The organism is Tepidimonas sp. (assembly GCF_046292505.1).
Classification (GTDB): Bacteria; Pseudomonadota; Gammaproteobacteria; order Burkholderiales; family Burkholderiaceae_C; genus Tepidimonas.
Genome location: NZ_JBKBQX010000006.1, coordinates 113,596 through 127,939, shown reverse-complemented (window position 1 = coordinate 127,939; position 14,344 = coordinate 113,596). Strand labels below are relative to the sequence as shown.

Sequence of the window (14,344 nt, the reverse complement as noted above, 5' to 3'; positions counted from 1 at the left end):
CGCCCCGAGGCGTCCCGCCGCGCGCGCCAGCGTCGCCTGGCGTTCATCGGTCCCGGCCGTCTTGCGCGGCGCCCGCGGCGGCGCGCCGCTCCAGCGTGCGCCGCGACACGCCCAGCAACTGCGCCGCGCGCGTCTTGTCCCCGCCGACGGAGTCGAGCACCGCCTGGATGTGGCGGCGCTGCAGGGTTTCCAGATCCAGCGGTGCCTCGGCGGCTTTCGGGCGCTGCGGCTCGCGCAGCGGCGGATAGAGTGCCGAGACGTTGACCTCGCCCAGGATCAGCGAGCGCTCGACCCAGTTGCGCAGCTCGCGCACGTTGCCGGGCCAGCGGTAGCGCTGCAGCAGCGCCATCGCCTCCTCGTCGACCTCCAGCGGCGCCACCCCCAGCGCCGGCGCCAGCGTCTCGACGAAGTGGCGCACCAGCGCCGGGATGTCCTCGTGCCGCTCGCGCAGCGGCGGCAGCGTCACGTCCACCACGCGCAGGCGAAAGTACAGATCCTCGCGGAAGCGCCCTGCGGCCACCTCATCGGCCAGCGGGCGGTTGGTGGCGGCGATCACGCGCACGTCCACCGGGACGGTCTGCTGGCTGCCGACCGGGCGGATCTGCCGCTCCTCCAGCACGCGCAGCAGACTGGCTTGCACCGGCGGCGGCAGGTCGGCCACCTCGTCGAGGAACAGCGTGCCGCCCTGGGCGTAGACGAACAGCCCGTCGTGCGTGCCGTGGTCGCCGGCGGCGTGGCCGAACAGCTCGCGCGCGGGCTGCGTGCATGCAGCGCGCGTGCCACCAGTTCCTTGCCGGTGCCGGATTCGCCCTGGATCAGCACGGTGCTGGGCATCGGCGCGAGGCGCTCGATCGCGGCGCGCACCGCTTGCGTCGCAGCGGCCTGGCCGATCAGCGGCGTGCCTTCCGAGCGCGACGGCCGCATGTGGCGGCGCAGCACGAAGTTCTCGCGCCGCAGCCGCGCGCGCTCGTGACACTGGCGGATGGCGTTGAGGATCTGCGGTACCCGGAACGGCTTGAGGATGAAGTCCGACGCGCCGGCGCGCAACGCCTCGATCGCGGTGTCGAGCGAGGCGAACGCCGTGATCAGGATCACCTCGCCGCCGTAGCCCTGCTCGCGCAGCGCCTGCAGCCACTGCACGCCGCTGGTGCCCGGCAGCGCCACGTCCAGGATCACGAGGTCGAAGCGCTGCGCGCGCATCCAGCGCTCGCCCTCCTCGGCGCTGGCGGCGGCGGCGACGAAGCGGCAGCGCGGCGCCAGCGTCTTGACCAGGAAGTTGCGCATGCCCGGCTCGTCGTCGACCACCAGGATGGCGCCCTCGGGCCAGCTGCCCTCCTGGCCCGCTGCGGCCGGGGAGTCGGTGGGGAGAGGCTCGCGCAGGTCAACCATGGCGCCCCATTGTAAAAAAGTCCGAGCGTTTTGCTCGACTACTGTCGCATAAGAGACAGATCGAGCCGGCGACAGGCTGCGCCGGTCCGCGACAAGTTGTCGCCCCAGTGGGGTCGATACGCCGCGCTGCCCGGCCGATTGGGCATCGATCGAATCGCCACATCGTCTTGGTGGCGGCGCAGCAAATATCCGTGCATGGCGATACATCGATGGAATGTGATTTGCTTTCACAGCCGCTTCTGCCCTGCTTGGAATAGCCCACGACGTCGGGGTCGGGACGGGTGCGGTGCAGCCCTCTGGTCAGATGCGCCGTGGCGCGTTACCGTAACGGGCACTTACCCTGGATTCCGTCGCTTTCGCAGCCGAGGAGACCCTGATGAAGCAAGAGCCGACCCCCGTTCTGCCCAGTCGCCGGCGCTGGTTTGCGGCCGCTGGCGCCGTGGGCGCCGCTGCCGCTGCGGTCAGCGTGATGCCCGTCGCTCCCCGTTCCTCCGCTACCGAAGCGCCTGCGCCGACCCCGGCACCGCGCCGCGGCGGCGGCTACCACGCCAGCGCCCACGTGCAGCGCTACTACGACACCACGCGCGTCTGACCGTCCGCCCGAGGAGACCGGCCATGCTGCTGACCCGCACTTCGCATCGCCCCGCCGCCGGCGCCCGCGGCGAGGGCGCCTTCGTCGACCGCCTGCGCCACGGGCTGGCGCGCGCACTGCCCACCGTGGACCGGCGTGCGTTTCTGCGCCGCTCCGGCCTCGGTCTGGGCGTCGGTCTGGCGGCTTCGCAACTGACGCTGGTGCAGCGCGCCAAGGCGGCCGACAAGGCCGCCGCCGGCGCCGGCACCGGCAAGGTGGAAGTCAAGCGCACCGTCTGCACCCACTGCTCGGTCGGCTGCGCGATCGACGCCGTGGTGGAAAACGGCGTCTGGGTGCGGCAGGAGCCGGTGTTCGACTCGCCGATCAACCTCGGGGCGCACTGCGCCAAGGGCGCCTCGGTGCGCGAGCACGGTCACGGCGAGTACCGGCTGCGCTATCCCATGAAGCTGGTCGATGGCAAATACCAACGCATCAGCTGGGATCAGGCGCTGGATGAAATCGTCGCGCGCATGAAGCAATTGCGCGAGGAAAGCGGCCCCGATTCTGTCTACTTCGTTGGCTCGTCCAAGCACAGCAACGAGCAGGCGTATCTGCTGCGCAAGTTCGTCAGCTTCTGGGGCACGAACAACTGCGACCACCAGGCGCGCATCTGCCACTCGACCACGGTCGCCGGCGTGGCCAACACCTGGGGCTACGGCGCGATGACCAACTCGTACAACGACATGCAGAACGCCAAGGTGGCGCTGTACATCGGCTCCAACGCCGCCGAGGCGCACCCGGTGTCGATGCTGCACATGCTGCACGCCAAGGAGCTGGGCTGCAAGATGATCGTGGTCGATCCGCGCTTCACGCGCACGGCGGCCAAGGCCGACGAGTACGTGCGCATCCGCTCCGGCACCGACATCCCGTTCCTGTTCGGCTTGCTCTACCACATCTTCAAAAACGGCTGGGATGACAAGGCCTACATCCAGGCGCGCGTCTACGGCATGGACAAGGTGGGCGAGGAGGTGATGGCCAAGTGGACGCCGGACAAGGTCGAGGAAGCCTGCGGCGTCAAGGAGGAGCAGATGCTGCGCGTGGCGCGCATGCTGCACGAGAACCGCCCCGGCACCATCGTCTGGTGCATGGGGCAGACGCAGCACACCATCGGCAACGCGATGGTGCGCGCCAGCTGCATCCTGCAGCTGGCGTTGGGCAACGTCGGCGTCAGCGGCGGCGGCACTAACATCTTCCGCGGCCACGACAACGTGCAGGGCGCCACCGACGTCGGCCCCAACCCCGACTCGCTGCCGGGCTACTACGGGCTGGCGGCCGGCTCGTGGAAGCACTTCGCCGCCGTCTGGGGCGTGGACTACGAGTGGATCAAGTCGCGCTACGCCGAGGGCATGATGGAAAAGCCCGGCATCACGGTGTCGCGCTGGATCGACGGCGTGCTGGAGAAAAACGAGCTGATCGACCAGGGCCCCAATATCCGCGGCATGTTCTTCTGGGGCCATGCGCCCAACTCCCAGACCCGTGGCCTGGAGATGAAGAAGGCCATGGACAAGCTGGACCTGCTGGTGGTGATCGACCCGTACCCGTCGGCCACCGCGGCGATGGCGGCCATGCCGGGCGACCCGAAGGACCTCAACCCCAAGCGTGCCGTCTATCTGCTGCCGGCGGCCACGCAGTTCGAGACCAGCGGCTCGTGCACGGCGTCCAACCGCTCGATCCAGTGGCGCGAGAAGGTCATCGAGCCGCTGTGGGAAAGCCGCAGTGACCACATGATCATGTACCAGCTCGCGCAGAAGCTGGGCTTCGACAAGGAGCTGGTCAAGAACGTCAAGCTGCAGAAAGTCAAGGGCATGGACGAGCCGGTGCCCGAGGACATCCTGCGCGAGATCAACCGCGGTGTGTGGACCATCGGCTACACCGGTCAGAGCCCCGAGCGCCTGAAGGCCCACATGCGCAATATGCAGGCTTTCGACGTCAAGACGCTCAAATGCAAGGGCAAGGTCGTGGACAAGGAAACCGGCTACGACCTGACCGGCGACTACTTCGGCCTGCCGTGGCCGTGCTACGGCACGCCCGAGCTCAAGCACCCCGGCTCGCCCAACCTGTACGACACCTCCAAGCATGTGATGGAGGGGGGCGGCAACTTCCGCGCCAACTTCGGCGTCGAGCGCGACGGCGTCAGCCTGCTGGCCGAGGACGGCTCGCACTCCAAGGGCGCCGACATCACCACCGGCTACCCGGAGCTGGACCACATCCTGCTCAAGAAGTTGGGCTGGTGGGACGAGCTCACCGAGGAAGAGAAGAAGGCCGCCGAGGGCAAGAACTGGAAGACCGACCTCTCCGGCGGGATGATCCGCGTGTTCATGAAGAACCACGGCTGCCATCCGTTCGGCAACGCCAAGGCGCGCGCGGTGGTGTGGAACTTCCCCGACGCCATTCCGCAGCACCGCGAGCCGATCTACGGCAACCGCCCGGACCTGATCGCCAAGTACCCGACGCACGACGACCAGAAGACGCGCTGGCGCCTGCCGATCCTCTACAAGACGCTGCAGCAGAAGAACGTCGAGGCCAAGCTGCACGAGAAATTCCCGCTCGTGATGACCTCGGGCCGGCTGGTCGAGTACGAGGGCGGCGGCGAGGAGACGCGCTCCAATCCGTGGCTGGCGGAGCTGCAGCAGGAGATGTTCGTCGAGATCCACCCGGCGGCGGCGGCGCAGCGCGGCATCCGCAACGGCGACCGCGTCTGGGTGACGACCCCCACCGGCGCACGCATCAACGTCCAGGCGCTGGTGACGCCGCGCGTCGCGGAGGATCACGTCTTCCTGCCGTTCCACTTCTCCGGCCGCTGGCAGGGCCAGGACCTGCTGGCGCACTACCCGCAGGGCGCCGCCCCGGTGGTGCGCGGCGAGGCGGTCAACACCGCCACGACCTACGGCTACGACATCGTGACGATGATGCAGGAAACCAAGACCACGATCTGCAACGTGGAACGCGCCTGAGGAGCAGACCATGGCCCGCATGAAGTTCATCTGTGATGCCGAGCGCTGCATCGAGTGCAACGGCTGCGTGACCGCGTGCAAGAACGAGCACGAGGTGCCCTGGGGCGTCAACCGCCGTCGCGTCGTCACGCTCAACGACGGCGTGCCGGGCGAGAAGTCGATCTCGGTGGCCTGCATGCACTGCTCGGATGCGCCGTGCATGGCGGTTTGTCCGGTGCAGTGCTTCTACCGCACCGAGGAGGGCGTGGTCCTGCACGACAAGGACATCTGCATCGGCTGCGGCTACTGCAGCTACGCCTGCCCGTTTGGGGCGCCGCAGTTTCCGGGGCAGGGCACGTTTGGCGTGCGCGGCAAGATGGACAAGTGCACCTTCTGCGCCGGTGGCCCCGAGGCCAACGGCAGCCAGGCCGAGTTCGAGAAGTACGGCCGCAATCGCCTCGCGGAAGGCAAGCTGCCGGCCTGTGCGGAGATGTGTTCGACCAAGGCGCTGCTGGCCGGCGACGGCGACGTGGTGGCCGATATCTTCCGCTCCCGCGTGCTGCAGCGCGGCAAGGGTGCCGAGGTGTGGGGCTGGGGCACGGCCTACGGCACACAGTCCAAGGCGGGGGCTTGATCATGCGCACGCGTCCTATCGCCCTCCCCCTCGGGGCCGTCCTCGCCGCAGTCCTGCTGGCCGGCTGCGAGCGGCCGCAGACCGCCACCGGCATCAAATCCGACCAGCCGCCCTATCGTGGCAGCACGGCGACCGCATTTGCCGACTCGGGCTGGCAGGCCGGCGACCGCAATGCGTGGACGCAGCACCTGCGCGCCCGCGCCCAGTACGGCCAGAACGAATACAGCCGCCCGGGCGGCGCCCCTCAGTGAAGTCGGAGGTGTGGCCATGAGCACGATCCCGATCCCGGCCGCCCGCGTGCTGGCGCGGCTGGCAGCGCTGGCCGCCTCGCTGACGGTGGCCGCGGCGCTGGCGCAGCAGGCTCCGGCGTCCTCCGCCGCCCCCGCGGGGGAGCCGCGCACGTTGGTGGACGCGGCCAGCCAGCCCGGCTACGCCACGCAGAACAACGCCGAACGCGCCCAGGTGCAGCCCGGCAACAATGCGCCGATGTGGCGGCAGGTGGGTCAGGGCGTGGAAGGCGTGGTCAACTTTCCGTACCGCGAATACGGCGTGCTGATCCAGCCCACCGTGCAGTATCCCGGCGCGGCCGCCACCAACGCCGGCGAGGCGTGGCGCCAGGTGCGCAATCGCGTCATCCTGCCCTATGGCGGTTCGCTGGTGCTGATCGTGCTGCTGGCGGTGGCGATCTTCTACTTCACCAAGGGGCCGCTCAAGCTGCACGCGCCCGAGACGGGGCGCCAGATCGAACGTTTCACCGCCTTTGAGCGGGCCGCGCACTGGGCCAATGCAACGGCCTTCGTGCTGCTGGCGGTTTCGGGCCTGGTGATGGCGCTGGGCCAGTATGTGCTGCGGCCGGTCATCGGCGCCACGCTGTTCGGCTGGCTGACCTACGCGCTGAAGAATGTGCACAACTTCGTCGGGCCGTTGTTTGCGGTGTCGCTGGTCATCGTCATCGCCGCCTTCGTGCGCGACAACCTGCCGCGGCGCGAGGACTGGGCGTGGCTGGTGCGTTTTGGCGGCCTGTTTGGCGACCGCGAGGTGCCGTCGCACCGCTTCAACGCGGGCGAGAAGATCGTCTTCTGGGCGGGCGTCTTCGTGCTCGGGCTGGTGGTCGTTGGCTCCGGCCTCGTGCTGGACAAGCTGGTGCCGGGGCTGGAGTACCTGCGCGCGCAGATGCAGCTGGCGCACATGATCCACGCCAGCGCCGCGCTGCTGATGGTGGCGCTGTTCATCGGCCACATCTACATGGGTACAGTCGGCACCGAGGGCGCCTACCGGGCGATGAAGACGGGCTACGTCGACGAGACCTGGGCGCGCGAGCACCACCAGCTCTGGTACGAGGACATCCAGGCCGGCCGCATCCCGGCCGAGCGCAGCACCCCGGCCGCGCAGCCCGTGGCCCCGGTGCGTGCCACCACCTGAGCATTGCAGGAGGGACCGAACCATGCGATCCATCACCCCGATGTGGCGGCTGGCGTTGTTGGCGGCTACGCTGCTGAGCGGCACCGCCGTCTGGGCCAAACTGCCCGCGCCGACGTTGACCGACGAACAGAAGGCCGCCGCCGAACTGGCCAAGGCCAAGGCCGCGCACCAGGCCAAGGTCGATGCGTTCAAGACCTGCAAGGCGGCGGAGCGCGCAGCGGAGCATTACTTCAAGCAGCACCCGCAGGCGGCCAAGCCGGCGGGGGCGCCGGCCTGTGCCGATCCCGGCCCGTTTGCCGAACCCGGTGCGCCGGCCGCCCCGGCCAAGAAGTCCTGATGTAGCCTGATCCAGGCTTGATCCGCCCACTGGCCCATGTGGTTGTCTGAACCGGCCTCGTTCGGTGCCCCGTTGCCGGCGGCCCCATGCCCGCCGCGCCTGTCGGCGGCGGTCGCCCCGCTGACGCGCGCGGTGGAGGTGATCGATGAATTCGGCCAGCGCCGCACGATCCACATTCCAGCCGAGCGCGACCTCACCGTCTACGTCGACAAGCGCGAACTCGTCACGCTGATGACGCTGGGCGCGCACCCCGAGTGGCTGGTGCTGGGGTATCTGCGCAACCAGCGGCTCATCGAGTCGCCCGAGCAGGTCGACTCCATCACCGTCGACTGGGACGTGGGTGCCGCCGCGGTGCGCACGCGCGCGGGCTTGCCGCAGCTCGAGGCGCGTACCGCACAGCGCATCGTCACCACCGGCTGCGGGCAGGGCAGTGTGTTCGCCAGCGTCATGGAGGCGGCTGGTGCGATCCGCCTCGACTCCCAGGCGCGACTGCGCCAGTCGCAGCTCTACGCCATCCTGCGCGCGGTGCGCGAGCAGGACTCGGTCTACAAGCGCGCCGGCTCGGTGCACGGCTGCGCGCTGTTCCGAGGCGAGGAGCTGCTGATCTTCGTCGAGGATGTTGGCCGCCACAACGCGGTGGACACCATCGCCGGCTGGACCTGGCTGCAGGGCGGCGCGCTGCTGCGCGGCGACGACAAGGTTTTCTACACCACCGGGCGCCTGACCAGCGAGATGATCCTGAAGGCCGCGCAGATGGGCGTGCCGATCGTCGTGTCGCGCAGCGGCATCACGCAGATGGGGCTGGAGGTGGCCGAGCGCCTGGGCCTGTGCGCCATCGGACGCGCCACGCACACGCGCTTCCTGTGCTACACGCACCCCGAGCGGCTGGTGTGGGATACTCCGCCGTCATGAGTGAAGCCGCCGAACGTCGAGTCCACGTCATCGATCACCCGCTGGTGCAGCACAAGCTGACGCTGATGCGGCGCAAAGACACCAGCACCAAGACCTTTCGCCAGCTCATCCACGAACTCAGCGCCCTGCTGGCCTACGAAGTCACGCGCGACATCCCCACCCACGAGGTGGCGATCGAAACCCCGCTGGAGTCCACCACCGGGCGCATGATCGACGGCAAGAAGACGGTGCTGGCCTCGATCCTGCGCGCCGGCAACGGCTTCCTGGACGGCATGCTGGAGGTGTTGCCCAGTGCTCGCGTCGGCCACATCGGCCTGTACCGCGACCCGGCGACGCTCAAGCCGGTCGAGTACTACTTCAAGATGCCCTCCGGCATGGAGGAGCGCGACGTCATCGTGCTCGACCCGATGCTGGCCACCGGCAACTCGGCGGTGGCAGCGGTGGACCTGCTCAAGCGCCTGACGCCGCGCTCCATCCGCTTCGTCTGCCTGGTGGCGTGCCCGGAGGGCATCGCCAACTTCCACGCCCACCACCCGGATGTGCCGATCTACACGCCGGCGGTGGACCGTGGCTTAAACGAGCACGGCTACATCGTGCCGGGCCTGGGCGACGCGGGCGACCGGATCTTCGGAACCAAGTGAGGCGTCGCCCGGTCGTACCCGCGTGACGACGCCCCCGACCGACCGCTCCCGCGCCGCCCCGTCCGCCTGGACCCTGGGCTGGCGTTCCCTGTGGCGCGACTGGCGCGCCGGCGAGCTGACCGTGCTCGTGCTGGCGATCGCGCTGGCCGTGGCGGCACTGACGGCCGTGGCCTTCTTTGCCGATCGCCTGCAGGCCGGCCTGCAGCGCGACGCGCGCCAACTGCTCGGGGGCGACGTGGTGCTGCGCAGTGACCACCCCGTGCCGCCCGACTACGAAGCCCAGGCTCGGGCCTTGGGGCTGGCGGTCACGCGGCACCTGACCTTCCCCACCATGGCCCGCGCCGACGATGCGGACGGCGGCGAGGCGCGGCTGGTCTCGCTCAAGGCCGTGGCGGCGGGCTACCCGCTGCGCGGTGAACTGCAGACCACGACCGATCCGGAAGACTGGGTCGGACAGGCTGGCCCCGGCACGCCGCCGGCGGGCGAGGCCTGGGTGGATGCCGCGTTGCTGGAGGTCCTGGACCTGCGTCTGGGGCAGCCCTTGTGGCTGGGTGATCGGCCGTTTCGCCTCACCCGCATCGTGGCGCTGGAGCCGGACCGTGGCGCGGGTTTTCTGTCGTTTGCGCCGCGCGTGCTGATTGCCGAGTCCGATCTGGCGGCCACGGGCTTGGTGCAACCCGCCAGCCGCATCCAGTACCGGCTGGTCGTGGCCGGCGACGCTGCGGCGGTGCGCCGGTTCGAGGCGTGGGCCAAGGCCCGTCTGGCGGACACCGGCGAGCGTGGCACCCAGATCGAGAGCTTCGAGTCCGGCCGGCCGGAGTTGCAGCAGACCCTGCAGCGGGCCGAGCAATTTTTGAGTCTGGTGGCGCTGCTGGCCGCGCTGTTGGCCGCCGTCGCGGTGGCCGTGGCGGCGCGTCAGTATGCGCTGCGCCATCTGGACGATTGTGCGCTGCTGCGTGTGCTGGGCTTGGCGCAGGGGACGATGGCCCGCGCGTATGCCGTGGCGTTTGGGCTGGCCGGGCTGGCCGCGGCGGCGGTCGGCACGGCTGTCGGATTTGGCGTGCACTTCGTGTTCGTGTGGTGGCTGTCCGGGTTGATGCAGACCCAGTTGCCGGCGGCGGGGTGGGCCCCGGTGGGACTGGGGCTGGGCGTCGGGCTGGTGTTGATGGCCACCTTTGGGTTGCCGCCGGTGCTGCAACTGGCGCGGGTGCCCCCGCTGCGGGTCATCCGGCGCGACGTGGGTGGCGTGCAGCCGGCCACGCTGGCGGTGTTTGGTGGCGGGGCACTGGGCTTTGCCGCCCTGTTGTTGGCCGCCAGCCGGGACCTGACGCTGGGGGCCATCGCCGTCGGGGGCTTTGCGGTGGCGGTGGGGATTTTTGCCGCCGTCGCCTGGGGGGCGCTGGGCGCCTTGCGCCTGCTGGTGCGCGAAACCCATGCCCCCCGCTGGCTGGTGCTGGCCACGCGCCAGATCACGGCCCGCCCGGCTTACGCCATCGTGCAGGTGGCCAGCCTGGCCGTGGGGCTGCTCGCGCTGGTGCTGCTGGTGCTGCTGCGCACCGACCTGATCGACAGTTGGCGCCAGGCCACCCCACCGGATGCGCCCAACCGCTTCGTCATCAACATCCAGCCCGACCAGGCCGAGTCCTTCCGTGCCCATTTGCAGGCGCAGGGTGTGGACCGCTACGACTGGTACCCCATGGTGCGCGGCCGCCTCGTGGCCATCAACGGCCAGCCGGTGCGGCCGGAGCAATTCAGCGGCGACCGCGCGCAGCGACTGGTCGAGCGCGAGTTCAACCTGTCCTACAGCCGCGAGTTGCCGGCGCACAACCCGCTTGCCGCCGGACGCTGGCAGCCCGACGAAGTGGGGGCCATTAGCATCGAAACCGGTCTGGCCGAGACGCTGGGCTTGCGTCTGGGTGATCGCATGGCTTTCGACATCGCGGGCGTGTCGCACGAGGCGCGCATCACCAGCCTGCGCAAGGTGGACTGGGCCTCGATGCATGTGAATTTCTTTGCGCTGTTTCCGGTGCAGTCCATGCCGGCGGAGGTGCCCTACACCTACATCGCCGCGTTTCGCGCGCCGGCCCAGGCCGGTTTCGACCGGCTGCTGTTGCAGCGCTTTCCCAACGTGACCAATGTGGACACCAGCGCCGCCGTCGCCCAGGTGCAGCGTGTGCTGGGGCAGGTGATCCGGGCGGTGGAGTTTTTGTTCGGATTCAGCCTGGCGGCCGGAGTGGTCGTGCTGCTGGCGACGGTGGGGGCCACGCGGGCCGAGCGCGAACGCGACTACGCCGTGCTGCGGGCGCTGGGGGCCCAGTCCGGGCTGCTGCGCCGCGTGCAGCGCACCGAGCTGCTCGGCGTCGGCGCGCTGGCGGGGGCGCTGGCCTCGGCGGTGGCGGTGGCCGTCGGCTGGGCGCTGGCGCGCTTCGTGTTCGATTTCGACTGGCGCGTCTCCGGCTGGGTCCCGCTGGCCGGGACGGGGGTGGGGGCCGGGCTGGCGCTGCTGGCGGGCTGGTGGACCCTGCGCGGGGTGCTGCGCACGCCCGTCGTGCAGACGCTGCGCCGCGCCGCGCAGTGATCGCCTTGTCGTCGCTCAGGCCCGCCCGTGGCTGGCGGTGCGCAGCAGCACCACCAAGGCGCCCGCCCCACCGTCCGCCGGCCGGGCCTGCACGAAGGCCAGCACCTCGCTTTTTTGCACCAGCCAACTGTGCACCCGGCCCTTGAGGACGGGCGTCTTGCCCGGCGAGCCCAAACCCTTGCCATGCACCACGCGCACGCAGCGCAGACCGTGCTTGTGCGCTTCCCGGATGAAGGTCGCCAGCCGCTCTCGCGCCTCGTCCGTGCGCAGGCCGTGCAGGTCCAGCTCGGCCTGGATGGCCCAGTGTCCCTGCCGCAGGCGGCGCGCCACGTCGGGGCCGATGCCGGGGCGGCGAAAACTCAGGTGCTCGTCGGTGTGCAGCAGGGTTTCGACGTCGAACTCGTCGCTCAGGGCGGCCTGCATCACCGCCCGTTCGTCGGCCTGGCGCTGGTGCGGCACCGGCCTCGGGCGCGGCCGTTGCGGCTCGATCCGGCCGTGCGGCGCCAGCCGATGCACGGGCCCGACGGCGCGCTCGAACAGCAGCCGGTCGCGCTGCGCGCGCTCCTGCGCCTCGCGCCGGGCGGCTTCCGCGGCGGCCTGTGCCGCGGCGGCCTGCGCGGCGCGCTGGGCCATCGCCTTCTGAATCTGCCGCAGATCGGCCAGCGTTCGCACTTTCATGGCAGCGCCGATTGTCCCGCAAGTCCCACCAGTGTCGCCGGCGCGCCGGCCGTGGCGCGGCTCAAATCAGTCCGCGCTCGGCCATCGAGGTGCAGCCCGCGCGCGTGACGATGAAATGGTCCAGCACCCGGATGTCCAGCAAGCCCAGCGCGGCCTTCAGGTTACGGGTCAGCGCCTCGTCGGCGCGCGAGGGCTCGGCCACGCCGCTGGGGTGGTTGTGGGCCAGGATGACGGCGGCCGCGCCATGGTGCAGGGCGCGCAGGGCCACCTCGCGCGGATAGACGCTGGTTTGGTCCAGCGTGCCGCGAAACAGCTCCTCCAGCGCGATCAGGCGGTGTTGGCTGTCCAGAAACAGCACGGCAAACACCTCGTGCGCCCGCTCGGCCATGTGCAACCGCAGCACATCCATCACCGCCGCGGGGGCATCCAGAACCGGGCGCTCGCGCAGCCGTTCGCTCAAGGCACGCCGCACCATCTCGGTCACGGCCAGCAGCTCGGCCCGTTTGGCCGGCCCCAACCCTTTGACGCTGGCCAGTTGCGCCGGCGTCGCCTGCAGCAAGCCGCTCAGGCCGCCCCAGCGGTCCAGCAGCGCCTGGGCAAATTGCAGCACGGGCTGGCCAGCAAGGCCCGTGCGCAGCAACAGCGCCAGCAGCTCCGCATCGGCCAGGGCCTGCGGGCCGCGCGCCAGCAGTTTCTCGCGCGGACGGGCCTGCGGGGGCAATTCACGCACCATGGTTTCCTCCCTGTTTTCTACAATGCGCATTTTCGCGCGCCGCCGTGCGGCTTGACCACCATGCCCGTCGTCCAACCCGGTTCCTTCCTGACCCTGCACTACCGCCTGTCCGGGCCGGACGGCACCGCTTTCATCGACACGTTCGCGGCCCAGCCGGCCACACTGTCGCTGGGCGCGGGGGAGCTGTCGCCGGCACTGGAGCAGCGCCTGCTCGGCCTGGCCGAAGGCACCCACACCGTTATCGATCTGCCGGCCGGCGAAGCTTTTGGCGAGCGCCAGCCCGACATGCAGCAGTGGGTCGCGCGCAAGCTGCTCGACGCGCTGGGCGATCCGCACGAGCGCTACGCCCCGGGGGACGTGGTGCAGTTCCCCACCCCCGACGGGCGCGGCAGCTATGCCGGCCTCGTGCGCGAGGTGCGCGACGACGGGGCCGTGTTGTTCGACTTCAACCATCCCCTGGCTGGCCAGCCGGTGCGGTTCGAGGTCCACATCATCGGGGTGCTGTGATGGGCGCGGCCGTCCAGGAGGTGCTGCTGGCCGAGCCGCGCGGCTTCTGCGCGGGGGTGGATCGGGCGATCGAGATCGTCGAGCGCGCGCTGGCCAAGTTCGGTGCACCCGTCTATGTGCGCCACGAGATCGTGCACAACCGCCACGTCGTCGACGATCTGCGCCAGCGCGGCGCGGTGTTCATCGAGGACTTGGCCAATGTGCCGCCCGGGGCGGTGTTGGTCTTCAGCGCCCACGGCGTCAGCCGCGCCGTGCAGGCCGAGGCCGAGCGACGGGGTTTCCAGATCTTCGACGCCACCTGCCCGCTGGTCACCAAGGTCCATGTGGAAGTGGCCAAGCTGCGCCGCGAGGGCTACGAGTTCATCCTGATCGGCCATGCCGGCCATCCGGAGGTCGAGGGCACCATGGGCCAGCTCGACGGCGGCATCCACCTCGTCGAGACGGTGGCCGATGTGGCCCGGGTGCAGCCCGCGCAGACCGAGCGCATCGCCGTCGTCACCCAGACGACGCTCAGCGTGGACGATACGGCGGAAATTTTGGCGGCGGTGCGCGCGCGCTTCCCCGCGCTGCGTGAGCCCAAGCAGCAAGACATTTGCTATGCCACGCAGAACCGGCAGGATGCCGTCAAGGCGCTGGCGCGGCAGGTGGATGCCGTCATCGTGGTGGGCAGCCCCACCAGCTCCAACACCAACCGCCTGCGCGAGCTGGCCGAGCGCCTGGGCGTGCCCACCTACATGGTCGACGACGCGTCGGAGCTGCGCGACGAGTGGTTTGCCCGGGCCCCCCGCGTGGGGGTGACGGCCGGCGCGTCTGCCCCGGAAGCGCTGGTGCAAGGCGTGGTGCAGCGCCTCAAATCGTTGGGCGCCACCGCCGTGCGCCGCATGGACGGGCCGGTGGAGACCATGCGCTTTCCGCTGCCCAAAGGGTTGAAGACGGATTGACGCCGCCC

General features: G+C 70.1%; 14 protein-coding genes and 1 pseudogene. 11 read left to right on the top strand and 4 right to left on the bottom strand.

Annotated features, from left to right (window positions below; all coding sequences use genetic code 11):
- Positions 1-43 precede the first annotated feature (43 nt).
- Positions 44-349, bottom strand: a complete 306-nt coding sequence (locus tag ACK4TH_RS05080; protein WP_409623520.1) for a helix-turn-helix domain-containing protein — start codon at positions 347-349, stop codon at positions 44-46.
- 159 nt (positions 350-508) lie between these two features.
- Positions 509-1,284 (bottom strand): annotated as a pseudogene (locus tag ACK4TH_RS05075) (sigma-54-dependent transcriptional regulator); the annotation flags it as partial.
- A gap of 481 nt (positions 1,285-1,765) precedes the next feature.
- Here ACK4TH_RS05075 and ACK4TH_RS05070 point away from each other — a divergent pair.
- Genes ACK4TH_RS05070 through ACK4TH_RS05030 form a run of 9 tightly spaced genes read left to right on the top strand, consistent with a single transcriptional unit; the run spans position 1,766 to position 11,477 of the window.
- Entirely contained in the window at positions 1,766-1,981 is a 216-nt protein-coding gene (locus tag ACK4TH_RS05070; RefSeq protein ID WP_409623506.1) for a formate dehydrogenase, read from the top strand.
- Positions 1,982-2,004: 23 nt separating this feature from the next.
- Positions 2,005-4,974, top strand: a complete 2,970-nt coding sequence (locus ACK4TH_RS05065; protein ID WP_409623504.1) for a formate dehydrogenase subunit alpha — start codon at positions 2,005-2,007, stop codon at positions 4,972-4,974.
- Between the two features lie 10 nt (positions 4,975-4,984).
- On the top strand, positions 4,985-5,587 hold the full coding sequence (gene fdh3B / locus ACK4TH_RS05060) for a formate dehydrogenase FDH3 subunit beta (RefSeq protein WP_409623502.1): 603 nt from the start codon (positions 4,985-4,987) through the stop codon (positions 5,585-5,587).
- Positions 5,588-5,589: 2 nt separating this feature from the next.
- Entirely contained in the window at positions 5,590-5,838 is a 249-nt protein-coding gene (locus ACK4TH_RS05055; RefSeq protein WP_409623500.1) for a hypothetical protein, read from the top strand.
- Positions 5,839-5,854: 16 nt separating this feature from the next.
- The gene (locus tag ACK4TH_RS05050) at positions 5,855-7,009 is read left to right on the top strand and encodes a formate dehydrogenase subunit gamma (protein WP_409623498.1); all 1,155 of its coding nucleotides are present in this window, start codon (positions 5,855-5,857) and stop codon (positions 7,007-7,009) included.
- Positions 7,010-7,031: 22 nt separating this feature from the next.
- Entirely contained in the window at positions 7,032-7,346 is a 315-nt protein-coding gene (locus ACK4TH_RS05045) for a hypothetical protein (RefSeq protein ID WP_409623496.1), read from the top strand.
- Positions 7,347-7,382: 36 nt separating this feature from the next.
- A complete protein-coding gene (gene fdhD, locus ACK4TH_RS05040; RefSeq protein ID WP_409623494.1) occupies positions 7,383-8,258 on the top strand; it encodes a formate dehydrogenase accessory sulfurtransferase FdhD in 876 nt (291 codons plus the stop codon).
- On the top strand, positions 8,255-8,899 hold the full coding sequence (gene upp / locus ACK4TH_RS05035) for a uracil phosphoribosyltransferase (RefSeq protein ID WP_409623492.1): 645 nt from the start codon (positions 8,255-8,257) through the stop codon (positions 8,897-8,899). Before fdhD ends, upp begins: the two co-directional genes overlap by 4 nt.
- A gap of 22 nt (positions 8,900-8,921) precedes the next feature.
- Positions 8,922-11,477: an ABC transporter permease gene (locus ACK4TH_RS05030; protein WP_409623490.1), complete on the top strand. Its 2,556-nt coding sequence runs from the start codon at positions 8,922-8,924 to the stop codon at positions 11,475-11,477.
- A gap of 15 nt (positions 11,478-11,492) precedes the next feature.
- Here ACK4TH_RS05030 and ACK4TH_RS05025 read toward each other — a convergent pair whose 3' ends face one another.
- Together ACK4TH_RS05025 and radC are read right to left on the bottom strand one after the other, a co-directional pair.
- Complete coding sequence (locus ACK4TH_RS05025; RefSeq protein ID WP_409623488.1) at positions 11,493-12,155, bottom strand: Smr/MutS family protein; 663 nt, start codon at positions 12,153-12,155, stop codon at positions 11,493-11,495.
- Between the two features lie 61 nt (positions 12,156-12,216).
- Positions 12,217-12,888, bottom strand: coding sequence for a RadC family protein (gene radC / locus ACK4TH_RS05020; protein ID WP_409623486.1), 672 nt, complete (start codon positions 12,886-12,888; stop codon positions 12,217-12,219).
- 60 nt (positions 12,889-12,948) lie between these two features.
- Here radC and ACK4TH_RS05015 point away from each other — a divergent pair, with 60 nt between their 5' ends.
- Positions 12,949-13,395: a peptidylprolyl isomerase gene (locus ACK4TH_RS05015; RefSeq protein WP_068608709.1), complete on the top strand. Its 447-nt coding sequence runs from the start codon at positions 12,949-12,951 to the stop codon at positions 13,393-13,395.
- Positions 13,395-14,336 (top strand): 4-hydroxy-3-methylbut-2-enyl diphosphate reductase, encoded by a 942-nt coding sequence (gene ispH / locus ACK4TH_RS05010; RefSeq protein ID WP_409623483.1) that lies wholly within the window; start codon positions 13,395-13,397, stop codon positions 14,334-14,336. Before ACK4TH_RS05015 ends, ispH begins: the two co-directional genes overlap by 1 nt.
- Positions 14,337-14,344 lie beyond the last annotated feature (8 nt).